The organism is Bacillus sp. FSL H8-0516, from assembly GCF_038635285.1.
In the GTDB taxonomy this organism is placed as follows: domain Bacteria; phylum Bacillota; class Bacilli; order Bacillales; family Bacillaceae; genus Bacillus; species Bacillus safensis.
In genome coordinates, this window is record NZ_CP152051.1 from 3,491,400 (window position 1) to 3,506,140 (window position 14,741).

Sequence of the window (14,741 nt, forward strand, 5' to 3'; positions counted from 1 at the left end):
GCTTATGACGGATACAACATACGAGTCAATTCATCTAATGCTTCTGCTGCCTTTAAATTGCCTGTTGTCCCGAATAAGCTTTCTTCGAGGTCATACACCCGGTCTTGTTTGACCGCATTGAAATGTTTCCAGATGTCATTTGTTTTGAATTCTTCATCAAACATTTGGACGACTTCGTCTGGCATCCCATGTGCGGCCCGGAGAATGATATCTGGATTGGCTTTTTGTAAATATTCCGTATTGGATGCCAAATACTCCATTTTCTCGCCTTCCACAATGTTCTTTCCTCCTGCGATACGCACAAGATCACCAATATATGAATTCTCTGTCGCCACCAAATAACTGCCTGGCACACCAAGCAAAATCAGAACGGACGGCTTGCGTTTTCCTTTCGTCCTCTCTTGAATGTCTTTCTTTTTTTGCTCAAACTCAGACACAATGCGTTCAGCCTGCTTCTTTCTGTCATACTGATCTCCAAGCTTCGTGATGGCCTTCTCCATGTTGGACATGCTCTCAAGATTTAAGTATGTAGCAGGGACACCTGCTTGCTGAAAGGGTGTCTCTAAATCATATTGAAGGGTTGTGACAGACAGGACATCTGTCGGTTGAAGTGATTGGATGATTTCCATGTCCGGGCTCATTGGGTTGCCGACTTCCGGCAGTCCTTTGTAACGAGCTGGCAAGGATTTTTGACTTGTTGGCACCCCGACAAGATCCACCTCTAAAGCATCCATGATCTCCGCAGCAGCTACAGTCGTTGCCACAATGCGCTCACTTGATTCAGCACTTTTTTTGCCTTTTGCTGAGCTTTCAGCTGACTGTGAGCAGCCCGATAAGATCATGCACACACTGAAGGTGAAGGCAGCGATCAAGGTACATAATATTCGATACTTCAAAAACAGAAGCCCCCTTTCGAAAAAAGAGAGTGGATGCGCCGAGGTAAAAGGCGCATCTCACTTAAAATAAAACGAACTATCTTGTCCGTGTTTGATATTTTCTAACGAGTACGAATAACGAAGCGCCGAATAAAAGAATATACACCCAAAGAAGAGAGGTATCTCCCGTTTTCGGATTCAGCTGTCCAGACTCAGATTTGGTTTGATCATCTGATGGCGTAAATGTCATCTGCTCCGCACCCGTTTCCTCAGGTGCTGCATTCTCAAGTTGATTTGTTTGAGAATCGTGATCATTTGGATTTTTGACAAAGCCGATGCTCTCATCGTCTCCAATGACTGTTGAAATTCCGCTTCCCTCACCAGGAGCGATTCCTTTTGTATTATAGACAAGTTTGACATCGTACTGCTCATGGTAGTTTGCAGCTGGAATATCAATCTTTACGCGTGCAGCCTGAGCTCCACTTAAACTTTTTGCTTCATATTGAATGACACGTGTATCTGCTTTTTGATCTGTTTTCGCGACAAGTGTCTCTTCAAACTTTCCGCCTGTTCCTACTTGGAATGACGTGATGGCTGAGCTGTTCTTCACTGTATATGAAACGAAATGGCGGCCATTTTTTACAACCAGTGTCGCAGGACTCACAACGTAATCGTTCATGCGAGAAAGCTCATCCTTATCTGCTTTCTTCATTGAGAAAGGAAGCTTGTATACACCATCTTTTAGCTGAGCCGTCTCTTGATTTGCTCCGCCGTTATTTGTTTCTGTTGTTGGTGTGTTTGGTTTTGGTGTTTCTGGTGCAGCTGGTTTTTCTTCCTCTACCACCTGCCCGTCCTTCACTGGAGCGATACTCTTTGAATCAAATTGAAAACGAATATCGTAGGTTTGGTCATAGTTAGCGGCTGCTACTACAATGTGTACTTTTCCTTTGACCTCGTTTTTCAAATCATCTACATCAAATGAAACCACTCTTGTATTCTTTGCTTCATCCTTGCTGACTGTTTTGGCTTCTTGATAAGAACCGTTTTTCTCTGTTTTTAAAGAAGCGACAGACTTATGGTCCTTCACCGTAAAGGAAATGGTTTGCTTTCCATTTTTGACAGTTAAGGATGCAGGGTGTGAGAAGTAATCACTCATTCGAGATGCCTCATCCGTATCCCCTTTTAGCACACTGTAATTAATACGATATACGCCATCTTTTAATTGATTTTGCGCAGAATCATCTGGTTTTGTGCCATTGTTATTGCCTGGTGTTGTCGATTGATCGTCTGGTTTTGTACCGTTTTGGTCATCTGGTTTTGTTTCGTTACCATCTGGCTTTGTACTGTTTTGGTCATCTGGCTTTGTTTCGTTATCGTCTGGCTTTGTACCGTTTTGGTCATCTGGTTTTGTTTCGTTATCATCTGGCTTTGTTTCATTATCGTCTGGTTTTGCAGGCGTAACGAGTGTTAGGCTGCTTTGATCAAATGCAAGCTGTACGTCATATGCTTCGTCATAAATAAAGCCGCCTAAATCCCAGTAAATTTTCACCCAGCCGTTTAATTTCGCTGATAAGTCGTCGACATTAAATTTGATCACACGTGTATTGGCTGTTTCGTCCTCACTGACCGTTTCAGTGGTAACGAGAGCACCATTTTGTTCGACCTTGAAATCTGTTATTTCTTTGCTTTGCTTCAGTGTGACATAGGCTGTTTTCTTGCCATTTTCCACAATCAGCTTAGCTGGCTTTTCTGTATAGGTATCCATCATGGACGCTTCTGTGCTGCCATTTTTTAAAATGGTGAATCCGACTGTGTATTCACCATCAACGAATGATGCCGCTTGAGCTGTTCCTTGAGGAATCTGAAACGCAGTCAACAAACTGAATAAAACGAGCAGAATGGCTGCCTTTAGATGAAAAAGACGTTTCAAATGGTGACACTTCCTTCCGTTAATGCTTGATGATCCACTTTCTTGCTAAAAACCCGCCTGAACATAAGACAAGCACAAGGAGCCACCCTGTTTGGCTTGTATCACCAGTTTGAGGATTTTCTTCTTGTTTCGTTGTGGATGAATCAGCTTTGTTCGTTGATTCTTTTGATGGATGCTGACTTTCTGCTGCACCCGCTGATTGATTTGCACTGTTAGACGAAAGTGACTTGATGCTGCTTTCATCAAATTTCAGCTGAATGGTGTAATCATGATCATAATCAGCAGATTTCACAGTGACATGAATTTTTGACGTGATTGGTTTAGACAAGCTTTGAGCCTGGAACTGAACGAGCCTTGTATTGGCTTTTTTATTTGTTGAGAGAACGGTTGTATCGACATAGCCGCCATTTCCTGGTACTTTAAATTCCGTTACCCAGCTGCTATTTTTAATCGTCATTTGCACTGTCAGGTTCCCATTTTTCACTATCACTTTTGCTGGTTTCAGCCAGTAATCATTTGCCATTGAGACCGCATTTCCTTCAGCTTTCAGCACTGTATAATTGACGGAGTATGTACCATCCTTTAATGCGGCAGCCTGTGCGTTTGAAAAAGGCAGCATAAGTGCCAGTAAAAAAACCGCCATGAAGACTGACAGCCTCATTCTTATTTTCATCAAGCGAATTTCCTCCCTTTCTATTGAACAGATGCCGCATCAAACTTGAGACGAATGTCGTAATTGCCTGTATATCCGATAGCCGGTACAGTCACACTCACTTTTGCTGGTACGACCTCAGTCAGGCTGTTCACATTGAATTCTACTGTCCTCTTATTCGCAGCTGTATTTGTACTAATCACCTTCGCATCTTTGTAAACACCTTGATCGAGCGTCTTAAAGCTTGTGATCCAAGAGCTATTCGTTAACGTGACTTGTGCTTTGATTTTTCCATCCTTGACGACAAGCTTGGCTGGTTTTTCGAAATACGTATTCGCTGTTGAAGTCGAATCGCTATCAGCCTTCCAAACCACATATTGCGCTGAATATTGACCATCTGCTAAGCCAGCTGCTGAGGCTGAGCTAACAGGAGCTAGAGCAAATAATAAAACAAAACTAAGGAATAATAATACGGGTGATGTTGAACGAATGACTTTCATGTGAGCCCTCCTAAATGATATTGATAATTATTCTCAATAGACAATAAAAAAAATAACCTTCATAAGTGCTGGAACACACTTATAGATGATTATGATAATCATTATCAATTGAGTTGAAAAAATAAATCTTTGCTTCCTAAAGTCAAAGATGTCTGCTTCTAAATGATGGATTGATAAGAGTTTTAGGCAATCTGTCCCATTCATAATACCATGGCATAACCTCCATTCCATTACAGGGAAAAGAACCCTCTTCTCCTTGATATTATATAATGGGTGAAATAATTGTCAATATCATTTTTCATACTATTGTCTTAGTTTTCTGGAAAATCACACAAAAAAATTTCGATCAGACACACTGATCGAAATGGATTAAGAAGGAACATGTTCCTCCATTTTGCTGTTTTTACGCTCTAAAGACCAAGCATACATTTCACGAATAATCGGTTCAATTTTCTTCCCTTGCACCGTTAATTCGTATTCAATCCGCACTGGAATGTCGGGATATACTTTTTTCTCAACAAGTCCCTCAGCTTCTAAATCCTTCAGCCTTTCTGATAGTAATCTTCCGCTGATGTTCATTTCATTTTCAAGCTGACAAAAACGCTTAGGCCCTGTCAGAAGCTGATTGATGATGAGAATGACCCACTTCTTGCCTAGAATCTCCATGGCATCTGTAATTGGGCAGCCATCTACTTGAGCCATATCTTACTCCCTCCTGATTTTTTCTCTTTTTTTCATTATAACATAATTAATTACTTGAAATAAGTCACTAACTATTATATAGTTTAGTTACTAAAAGTAACAAGGTATTCATTTTTTATAGATTTTCAAAAACATTTGAACATGCCGATGCATATATCATGAAGGAGATGACCGAGCTTGAAGACAATTGAGCAGCTAAGGTTGGGTGTGACAGAATTACATGTGTCCAGCTTTGATCGTTCTTTACCTTTTTATACAGACATTTTAGGATTTACTATATTAGAAAAGACCGATTCCACGGTGACACTTGGCAGCAATGCAAAGGAACCGATTCTTTTGTTAAAAGAAGATGCACAGCTCAAAGAAAAGCCTGATCATGAGCCAGGACTTTATCATTTTGCTGTTTTATTACCTACCAGAAAAAACCTGGGCACATGGCTGGCACATGTGATCAAAAAAGGCTATCCTTTAATTGGAGCAAGCGATCACTTTTTCAGTGAAGCCATTTATTTAAGTGATCCTGACGGCATTGGCGTAGAAATTTATGCTGACCGTCCTCAGGACATTTGGGTAGGTGAGCATGGAGAACTGAAAGGTGGCGGAAATGCACCGCTTGATGGAGATGGACTCCTGCAGGAAGCCGCTGATACCACATGGGAAGGACTCCCTGCGGGCACAGTGATGGGACACTTGCATTTCCATCTCAACCCAGAAGAAGCAGATTCCTTTTATGTCCATACGCTCGGTTTTCATATCCGAATGGCTCCACCAGCAAGCCTATTTATCGCCGCTGGTGTGTACCACCACCACCTTGCCTTTAATGCATGGGGACGAGGACGAAAAGGCGCCATTGATCCACGTTTCTCAGGAATTAGAAGCTATACACTGGTTTTCCCAGAAGAAGCAGACAGACAATCCGTCATCGAACGCCTGACAAAAGCAGGCACTCAAGTCAACACGACAGGAAAAAGCAGCGAATTTGTTGATCCATTTGGCGTTCTCGTTCGTTTACAGATTGAAGAAACAGACTAAAAAGAAGGTGCAGAATATGGACAAACACACAGAGCTTAAAACAGCCATATTAAAAGATAAAATCAAACGAGTACAGCAAGAAGACGGGTATATATATATCACTGGACCCATTAAACTGCCAGTGAATTTAGACGGCAGAACCGTCATGTTTAACTGGTATTCATGGTTAAAAGATGATGGAAAAGAGCCATTGTCGGATGAAGCTTTAATTGAAAGCCTCTCGTCCCGCCAGCTTGCTGATCATCAGCAGTCAAGCGTTCTTGTATATGGGGATTTTGAGCACGCTGACGAAGCTCTTATCCGCATGCATTCCATTTGCCACACTGGCGATATTTTCGGAAGCAAGCGCTGCGACTGCGGATTCCAATTGAAGCAGTCTATGCGAATGATTGAGGACAATGGAGCGGGAGCCCTGTTTTACTTAGCCAATCATGAAGGCCGCGGCATTGGTCTTTTCAGTAAAGCCATGGCTTATATTCTTCAAGAAAACGGCTACGATACAGTAGAAGCGAACGAAGCACTTGGTTTTGAAGATGACACACGTCAATACGAAGAAGCCATTGCCGTTCTTCAAACACTTCGTACAAAGCCGGTCAGACTCATTACCAATAACCCGAAAAAGACAGATGCGATCAGCCATGCAGGTTTATCACTTTCTGGACGCATTCCGCTTTGGGGAGATGTCTCTGAATTTAACGAAAAATACTTGCAGACTAAAATCAACCGCTCAGGTCACATGAAGGCGGAGCAAGAGGTGCGTACGATTGCCACATCATGAGCGATATATGAAGCTAGCCCTTGATAATGCACGGGCAATGAAAGGTCAGACATCTCCGAATCCGCTCGTCGGGGCTGTGATTGTGCGAGAGAATGAAATTGTAGGAGTCGGCGCTCATATGAAAGCCGGTGAACCGCATGCTGAAATTCATGCACTTAACATGGCCGGGGACAAGGCAAAAGGAGCCACGATTTATGTGACCCTTGAGCCTTGCTCCCATCATGGACGTACAGGCCCTTGTGCGAAAGCACTTGTAAAAGCCGGCGTCGAAACCGTTGTCGTGGCGGCACTTGATCCAAACCCGCTTGTCGCTGGCCGCGGGATTGCCATATTACAAGACGCAGGCATACAAGTCATCACGGGCGTACTTGAACAGGAATCCATTCTGATGAATGAAGTATTTAATCACTTTATTACGAAAAAAACACCTTTTGTGACGCTCAAAGCAGGCATTACCTTAGATGGAAAAATCGCCTCTGCCACGTCTGACAGCAAGTGGATTACATCTGAGACATCCCGTTATGATGCTCACCATATCCGCAGTATCAATGATGCCATTTTGGTCGGTGCTCAAACCGTCATTCACGATGACCCTTCATTAACTGCGCGGATTCCAAATGGAAACAATCCGATTCGAATTGTCTTAGACTCAAAGCTGTCAACACCACTGACAGCAAAGATCGTCACCGATCAGATGGCACCTACATGGATTTTTACAACAAAGCAAGCCGATGAGGAAAAACGAGCGGCCTTAGAAGCAGCTGGCGTCCGTGTCTTCATGACTGACAGCGACACGCGGGTGCCCCTGCAGGAAGTGCTTCAAGTGCTGGGAGAAAAAAATATCTCCTCTCTCATGATTGAAGGCGGCGGCCAGATTAACGCCTCGTTCTTAGAACAGCAGCTTGTAGATAAATTGGTCATCTATATGGCGCCTAAGCTCATTGGCGGACGACTTTCCCCTTCCTTTTTCGGAGGCGAAGGCATACGCCTCATGAGTGATGCCATTGAACTGGATCAACTCACCGTGGAACCACTTGGAAAAGATATCAAAATGACGGGCTATCCCGTTTATCAATAACAAGAAGGCTGTCGAGAAAATCTCGACAGCCTTCTTGTTGTCTTCTAGTCTCTTCTCTCTAAAAACTCAATTCGATTCCCAAAAGGATCTTCTACATAAAACCGATTGGCTCCCTCCAATGGCTCATCTTCTTTTATACTAATCTGATGCTTCAATAATACCTCTTTTAATTCCGATAGGCTCTTTACAAGAAAAGCTGGATGAGCTTTCTTTGCAGCTTGAAAATGTTCCTGAATGCCAATGTGAAGCTGATGATGACCGCATTGGAACCAGACACCTCCGCGTTTAGCTAGATTACTAGGCTTAGGTATTTCTTTCATCCCTAAAATTTCGCCAAAAAACAAACGAGCTTTCTCTTCACTGCCTTTTGGAGCAGCTAGTTGAACATGGTCGATTCCAAAAAAGTTTGACATATTCCCCTCTCCCTTTCTTTTCTCAATTGGTTTTTCTATGTAGGGTTTCTTAAGTTTTTGCGATGCTGAGCAATATTTGATTGTTACTTCATTGGCGGGCTTGATACTTTGAGTCTTTCATTGAGGTGTTTCTTACGATGTAGGGTTTGAATGACAATTTTAAAAAACAGAACTCCCCTGGTCATGAAAGTTCTGTCCATCTAAGTCTCTCTTATAATAACAGTTGAAACCAAGACATATCATGTCAAGGTGTATGGGCGGTGATTCATTTTGGCGAAACTTGTCGTAAAATGTTTCATGTGAAACATTGATCGTTACTTCCCTTCGACCAGCCTGCCAAAGCTTTCTGGTGAAAGTCCCGGTGAAATGCGGACGCGGTGCAAGGACATCATGCCTTGTTCCTTCTTCGCATGTCCTGGTTCAGTGGTGACAGCCATTTGATATCCAGCTTCCTTCGCCAGCTTCAACGTCTCTTCATTATAGCGCCCGACAGGATAGCTGACCATTCTCGTACGCTGAGAAAATCGCTGATCGAAGAATGCCTTTGATCCTTTTAATTCCTCTTCCTGCTGCTGCTTTGATAATCGGTTGAGCTCTAAATGATGAATCGTATGACTCTCAATCGATATCCCATGTGCCATCATCTCATCCATTTGCTCATCCGTTAAGTGATTTGGACGGCCAATGGATTGCTCAATCATGAAAATCGTTGCTTTCATTCCATACTGCTTTAAAATTGGAAATGCCTTTGTATAGTTATCCGTATATCCATCATCAAATGTAATGAGGACACTCTTCTTACTTGGCATCGAATTTGTTGTGAAAACGCGGTACGCCTCTTCTGGCGACAGCGTGACATAGTCATTGTCCTTCAGCCATTTCATATGAGATGCAAATTCGCTCTTAGGCACACGTAACGAGTTGCCGCTTGAGATACTATGATACATCAAAATCGGAAGCTCGACCGGCTCCTTTTGCTTCATCCAGGTTTTTGTCTCTATCACTGCCGTTTCTTTTTTCTGCTGTATCTCTTTTGTTTGTAATAAACCCTTTTCCTCTTTGACGACTTGCTGGCTTCCTTCCGCCTGCTCCTTTATTCCCATACAGCCCGAAATGAGCAGCAGTATAAGACCAATCGTCATCAGCATACATGTTTTTTTCATTCACCAATCCTGCTTTCTCTTTATTTACCGAATGATTATAACAGAAATTGGTTATTCATTGACAACTATTTTGACAGGGTATTCATTTTTTTACACATTTCGATCATTTCGATGGCGAGCAGATGGATGGTCTCTGTTGTGAGCATTTGATCTTCTGCATGTATCAGCAGTAAAGAAAACGGAAGCTGTTCACCTGCCGCCTCTTTTTGAATCAGCGACAGATGCAGGTTGTGGATGCTTCGAAACGCTTCCTCCCCTTTTTCGATCAACTGCTGCGCTTTTTCAAAATCATCAGCTCTTGCTAGACGAATCGCTTCTACATAATGACTTCTTGCCTCGCCTGCATGGGCAATGATTTGAAAGGCTGCTCCCTGCATTTCCTCTAATACCGTCATCTGCTTCTCCTCCAATTACTTAAGATTCATTTGCTAGTTTCAGTGCATGCTCTAGAATTTTTTCTCCGTTTGCTGTTCCGTATAATCTCACATTGACGACATCGACAGGGATTCGATAAGGTGCCGCTGTTTTTTCTGCTGCTTTTTTCATAAAACTAACTTGCGGTCCAAGTAAAATCGCCAGTACATCCTCTCCATGCTCTTCTAGTTCATCCGCAATGGCTCCTTCAGGTATAGCATAAATATAGTAATCCAGCCCTTTAGCTTCTGCGGCAGCCTTCATTTTGGACACCACAATGGACGTTGACATTCCTGCTGCACAAGCGAGAATGATTCGTTTCATATCCCATCACTCCTATTGATAAATGACTTCTGTTTCAACCTGCAGTTCCCTTGTTTTGATTAATGTCTGGTACCAATACGCAGATGCTTTCAGCTGACGATTTCGTTCATTCTCCAGCTGGATTTCGACTAATCCGTAGCGGTTTTTAAAGGCATTCATCGGTGAGACATTGTCTGTAAATGCCCAAAGCATATAGCCTGTGCAATTTGATCCTTCTGCTTTCGCTTGAAGTGCCCGCTTCAAATGCTGGCTGATAAATGAAATGCGATACTGATCATCAATGATACCGTCTTCTGTTTTAAACCGTTCTTCCTTTTCGACACCCATGCCATTTTCTGCCACAAACCACTCAATATTTCCGTATTCTTCTTTTATTCTCATCCCCATATCATAGACAATCTTCGGGTAGATTTCCCAGCCTCTGAAAGGATTCATTTTTCTCCCTGGAAGCTCAAACATATCGTAATAATAGGATGGATGAAAAGGTGTTCCTTCGTTCCAAGCCTTACTCGGTGCCTTGACACGATGCGGATAGTACAAGTTAAGCCCAACGACATCCACCGTATGATTCTTGATGATCTGAAGCTCTTCCTCTGTGGAATCGAAAAGAATATCATGCTTTTTCAACACATCGATCAGTTCCTCTGGATACTCCCCTTTGATGGAAGGATCTAAGAACACTCGATTAAAAAACAAGTCATACATACGTGCCGCTTCTTGGTCATGCGGGGCAGACGATCTTGCATACGTCACTTCTGGATTGAGAATCACGCCGATTTTGGCTCCTGCCGATTCCTTCAACCCCATCTCCTGAAACAGCTTCACCACTTTTGCTGTTGCCAGAGCTTTATGATAGTTCCACTGCATCCATTTCTTCGTATTTTGCTCAAACGGATATCGGATCGCATCTAGATAAACACGTGTCTGAACAACAATCGGTTCATTAAAACTAAACCAATGCTTGACCCGGTCTCCGTAGCGCTCAAACACCTTTTCTGCATAAAGTACAAACAGCTCGACAACATGCTTTGATGACCATCCGCCGTACTTCTCAAACAAAACGGCAGGAAGTTCATAGTGCTCTAAGCAAAACATTGGTTCTACACCTGCTGCGATTAATTCATTGATCAGATCATCAATGTAACGAGCATATGCCTCATCCACTATCCCATTCTCGTAATCTATGAGAAACCTCGACCAGTTGATCGATGTCCTGTAATGTGTCAGCCCAATCTCTTTCATTAAGGCTACATCTTCAGGGTAGCGCTCGTAAAAGTTTGTCGCACCAGCAGGACCATAGCCTTCGTGCCACACGTGATATCCTTCCTTATACCATAAGTCGATATACGAGTCCTGGTGCGCCCGCTTTCCCTTCCATCCCTCGGTCTGCCAAGCAGAAGCCGCAGCACCTAGGATAAAATCACTTGGAATCTCAATTCTGTTCATGTCGCCGCCTCCCTTTTTTCGTCTGAATGTTTATTCTGAATCTGGTGCTGCTTCTGGCTTGCGGTTAGACAAGAGAACAAACGGTAAATAGATGAAAACAGCAACCACAATACAGATAAGCTGTGTAATGACAGCGCCCATACTGCCAGCGGTGGACAGCCATGCATTTACAAGCGGCGGTGTCGTCCATGGTACCATCACGACCGCTTTTCCAGCGAATCCTGTAGCCGTCGCAATATAACCAATCGTACCTGTCACAAGCGGTGTGACGATAAATGGAATCGCCATCACAGGGTTTAGCATCACAGGTAATCCAAAAATAACGGGTTCATTGATGTTGAACAGTCCGGGTCCTGATGAGAGCTTGGCAATACTTCGCATCTCTTCCCTTCTCCCAGCAATAAAAATCGCAACCAAAAGACCAATGGTCACACCTGAACCACCGATGCTCATATACACATCCCAAAACGGCATCGTGATGATATTCGGTATCTCTTTTCCCTCTTGAAATGCTGTCATATTCACTGCAATCGATCCTAATAAGAGCGGCTCCCGGATCGGCTTAATCATCTGGTTGCCATGGATGCCGATCACCCAGAAAAATTGCGCCACAAACATCAACGTTAAAATCCCAGGCAGCCCCTGTACAACACTTTCTAACGGACGCTGCACCACGTTATACACTGCTTCATGCAAATAAATGCCTGTCACACGATGAAATGCAAAGCCGAATGAACTAATGATTGTAATTGTAATGATCGATGGGAAAAGTGACGAAAATGATGTTGCCACATTCGACGGAACCGAATCCGGCATCTTGATTTGCAGCCATTTCACCTCGGTCAGCTTACAAAAAATCTCCACAGATACGATCGCAATGATCATCCCTAAAAATAAGCTTTTTGGATCAGAAAATTGTCTTGCCAACACGTCAACAACCTCACGCATCGATCCATCGACTTCAAGAAGAAGTGTCGTTGGAATAACAGATATAAATGAAATCAATGCCATCAATCCTGGGAACAGAGACTTGTGACCGTTGATTTTCCCAAGCTCAATCCCAATGAGGAAAACAGCCCCAATGGTTAAAAAGTTCAGCGTGGCATAATTGATTGCCTTCATAATAGGCTGAAGCTCTGCTAAAAACCTGAATATCTCAAAATGAGCAAGCCCTGTCTCCGGGCTCATGATCATATTCGCCACCAGTACAGCAAAAGCTCCTGTAATGATGATCGGCATCAGTGTGACAAATGCCTGTTTAATCGCCATAATATATTTCTGGTTGGTGATGCGATAAGCCACATGCCCCATGACATCTGCCGCTTTCTCCTTGAAGCTCATGATCCGTCTCCCCCTTTGCAAAAACTCGTGATCATCCTCCTTTTTGATGATATTTTAAAAGCGCTTTCATTAACATCTAATCTTTTTCCTCACAGATGCGGAAATGGGTGCCGCGTTTTTTCATTTGGATGCTCCAATACTTGAAGCGCAGCTGTCAGTTCTTCAAATGAAGCAGCTTTGATGAGTTGTTCCACCACTTCCTTCCGTTCTGTCAGCCGCACAAGAAATTGATAAAGCGACTGTAATTCTTTTTGATACGTCTTCTGGATGCTTAACAAGCATACAACTTGTACTCGATCTTCTCCCCACAGCACCGGTTTTTTCAACGTACAGATCGCACAAAACGTGTCATCTGTTGCCGGTTTAATTGGATGAGGAATCGCAACCAAATGACCGAAAGATGTGGGTGATACTTGCTCTCTTTCAAGCAATAATTGTTCAAACTCGTCTGGGATTCGATGTTGCTCCTTTAGCACGTTCACGAAAAATTGAAGAACCTCTTCTCTTGATTGAAGATCTTGCTGAAAAAATGTCAGCGCCGGACTCACATACCGCAAAACTCCTGTATCCTGTGAATTCTGCACAAAGCGTTTCAGCCGCACAATATCATCGTCACTTAGAATCGTATGTACATCAATGACTGGCACCGGCAATGTATTTTGAAGCGGAATGGTACTAATAATAAAATCAATGCTTCTTAAATCATACAAAGGAAGTTCCCCGACACTTGCAGTTCCAGCGATCTCCAGCCTTCCGTTAAAAGCTGCCGTGAGTTTATAAAGAAGAAGCTGGCTGCTGGCGACACCCGTCGCACACACAATAAGACATGTCTTTCTTACATGCTGTGATTTTGTCCGCTCGATTGCAGCCCCAATATGAAGCGCCAAATATCCGATTTCATCCTCAGGAATTTCAACACCCTCTTTTTCCTTCAGCCATCTGCCCATATAAACACCCGCCTCAAACGCAATGGGATAATGCCTTTTAATGTCTGGTAAATAAGGATTTCGGATGTTCATATCGTATCTAAAGCGATGAATAGCAGAACGCAAATGAAGACTTAAACCAACGATCAGCTCCTTATCAAACTGAATATCAAGTGACATGTGCTCTTCTACATAAGCAAGCAATTGGTGAGTGAAACGAAAATGGTCTTCGTCCAGCAGATGAAATAGCGTATGGCCAGCCTCTCCATATGCCATCATCTTTGCTCCCATTAAGTGAATCGCAATGTACGCCATTTCAGATAACGGAAAATCAATCGCTAATACGCGGCGAATATCTTCTGCCATTTGTTGAGCTACCTGAAAAACTGGCTGCACTTGAATTTCTCTCAATTCCGCTTCTGGCATCTTGACCAGCTTTTTTTCTTCAATTCGTTTGCATGCGATGGCAATGTGGGTCACTAAATTACTTAAACCGATTTCTGATAGATGAAGTCCGGTAGCTTTTGTACGTGAACGCACGATGTCCTGAATCAATTGATACGTTTCTTCAGGTAACAATGCAGCATTCGCATGCTCCTGCTGAAACACATGCTCTGCCATACAATATCTTAATTTCATTTCATCGCCTGTCAGACGAAGGCCATATTTAGGCCGATGCGATATAGAAAGTCCATGCAATGAAAACAAGTGCCTGACAGCTTTCAAATCATTTTTCACTGTAGATTCACTCACAAATAATTCCTCTGCCAATCCCTCTAATTTGATATAGTCTTCTGACAGAAGCAGCCTTTTTAATAGATAAGCCAAACGGTCCTCAGGCTGATTGGGAATAGAAGGTTCCTTTTTCTCATTCCTTTCTCTCAGTGAGGTTTTCAAAAATGTACGAAATGCTCCATAATCTTCAACGCTCAATGTATACCCTGCCCCGCGTTTAATATGCAGTGCGGCACCATGTTCTTCTAAGATCACTTTAAGCGCTTTCATATCCGTGCGGATGGTTCGTGATGTGACTCCGATCACACGGGCAATTTCTTCACTTGTCAGTTCCTGCTCCGCTTGCATCAATCGTTTCAGAAGCTCCTCCTGACGTAGAGATAGCATGGGCTCTCCTCCCTTGGCATTTACTTTTGCCTATCATCATAAACG

General features: G+C 43.1%; 15 protein-coding genes. 3 read left to right on the forward strand and 12 right to left on the reverse strand.

What is annotated here, in order from left to right:
• Window positions 1–2: 2 nt before the first annotated feature.
• The 5 genes from isdE to MHB67_RS17785 form a co-directional block, all read right to left on the reverse strand.
• Window positions 3–896 (reverse strand): heme ABC transporter substrate-binding protein IsdE, encoded by an 894-nt coding sequence (isdE, locus tag MHB67_RS17765; RefSeq protein ID WP_133744390.1) that lies wholly within the window; start codon window positions 894–896, stop codon window positions 3–5.
• Window positions 897–972: 76 nt separating this feature from the next.
• Complete coding sequence (locus MHB67_RS17770; RefSeq protein ID WP_133744389.1) at window positions 973–2,805, reverse strand: NEAT domain-containing protein; 1,833 nt, start codon at window positions 2,803–2,805, stop codon at window positions 973–975.
• Window positions 2,806–2,824: 19 nt separating this feature from the next.
• A complete protein-coding gene (isdC, locus tag MHB67_RS17775; protein WP_034624143.1) occupies window positions 2,825–3,478 on the reverse strand; it encodes a heme uptake protein IsdC in 654 nt (217 codons plus the stop codon).
• Window positions 3,479–3,498: 20 nt separating this feature from the next.
• The gene (locus MHB67_RS17780) at window positions 3,499–3,957 is read right to left on the reverse strand and encodes an NEAT domain-containing protein (protein WP_044334343.1); all 459 of its coding nucleotides are present in this window, start codon (window positions 3,955–3,957) and stop codon (window positions 3,499–3,501) included.
• Between the two features lie 369 nt (window positions 3,958–4,326).
• Window positions 4,327–4,659 carry a helix-turn-helix domain-containing protein gene (locus tag MHB67_RS17785; protein ID WP_025093788.1) on the reverse strand — a complete coding sequence of 111 codons (333 nt, stop codon included), beginning with the start codon at window positions 4,657–4,659 and terminating at the stop codon, window positions 4,327–4,329.
• A gap of 177 nt (window positions 4,660–4,836) precedes the next feature.
• Here MHB67_RS17785 and MHB67_RS17790 point away from each other — a divergent pair, with 177 nt between their 5' ends.
• From MHB67_RS17790 to ribD, 3 genes are read left to right on the forward strand one after another with little or no spacing between them, the layout of a single operon-like run.
• Window positions 4,837–5,691, forward strand: a complete 855-nt coding sequence (locus MHB67_RS17790; RefSeq protein WP_206534219.1) for a VOC family protein — start codon at window positions 4,837–4,839, stop codon at window positions 5,689–5,691.
• A gap of 16 nt (window positions 5,692–5,707) precedes the next feature.
• Window positions 5,708–6,469: a GTP cyclohydrolase II gene (locus MHB67_RS17795; protein ID WP_024427515.1), complete on the forward strand. Its 762-nt coding sequence runs from the start codon at window positions 5,708–5,710 to the stop codon at window positions 6,467–6,469.
• Entirely contained in the window at window positions 6,456–7,547 is a 1,092-nt protein-coding gene (ribD, locus tag MHB67_RS17800) for a bifunctional diaminohydroxyphosphoribosylaminopyrimidine deaminase/5-amino-6-(5-phosphoribosylamino)uracil reductase RibD (protein WP_133744387.1), read from the forward strand. The genes MHB67_RS17795 and ribD overlap by 14 nt, the downstream gene beginning before the upstream one ends.
• 44 nt (window positions 7,548–7,591) lie before the next feature.
• Here ribD and MHB67_RS17805 read toward each other — a convergent pair whose 3' ends face one another.
• The 7 genes from MHB67_RS17805 to MHB67_RS17835 form a co-directional block, all read right to left on the reverse strand.
• Entirely contained in the window at window positions 7,592–7,960 is a 369-nt protein-coding gene (locus MHB67_RS17805) for a VOC family protein (RefSeq protein ID WP_024423896.1), read from the reverse strand.
• Window positions 7,961–8,274: 314 nt separating this feature from the next.
• Window positions 8,275–9,123, reverse strand: a complete 849-nt coding sequence (locus tag MHB67_RS17810; RefSeq protein WP_133744385.1) for a polysaccharide deacetylase family protein — start codon at window positions 9,121–9,123, stop codon at window positions 8,275–8,277.
• A 65-nt stretch (window positions 9,124–9,188) separates the two neighbouring features.
• Window positions 9,189–9,518 carry a PTS lactose/cellobiose transporter subunit IIA gene (locus MHB67_RS17815; protein WP_024423898.1) on the reverse strand — a complete coding sequence of 110 codons (330 nt, stop codon included), beginning with the start codon at window positions 9,516–9,518 and terminating at the stop codon, window positions 9,189–9,191.
• A gap of 19 nt (window positions 9,519–9,537) precedes the next feature.
• Window positions 9,538–9,861: a PTS sugar transporter subunit IIB gene (locus MHB67_RS17820; RefSeq protein WP_133744384.1), complete on the reverse strand. Its 324-nt coding sequence runs from the start codon at window positions 9,859–9,861 to the stop codon at window positions 9,538–9,540.
• Window positions 9,862–9,873: 12 nt separating this feature from the next.
• Complete coding sequence (locus tag MHB67_RS17825; RefSeq protein WP_133744383.1) at window positions 9,874–11,307, reverse strand: glycoside hydrolase family 1 protein; 1,434 nt, start codon at window positions 11,305–11,307, stop codon at window positions 9,874–9,876.
• Window positions 11,308–11,337: 30 nt separating this feature from the next.
• Window positions 11,338–12,648 carry a PTS transporter subunit EIIC gene (locus MHB67_RS17830; RefSeq protein ID WP_024423901.1) on the reverse strand — a complete coding sequence of 437 codons (1,311 nt, stop codon included), beginning with the start codon at window positions 12,646–12,648 and terminating at the stop codon, window positions 11,338–11,340.
• An 89-nt stretch (window positions 12,649–12,737) separates the two neighbouring features.
• Window positions 12,738–14,696, reverse strand: a complete 1,959-nt coding sequence (locus MHB67_RS17835; protein WP_342492681.1) for a BglG family transcription antiterminator — start codon at window positions 14,694–14,696, stop codon at window positions 12,738–12,740.
• Window positions 14,697–14,741: the final 45 nt, after the last annotated feature.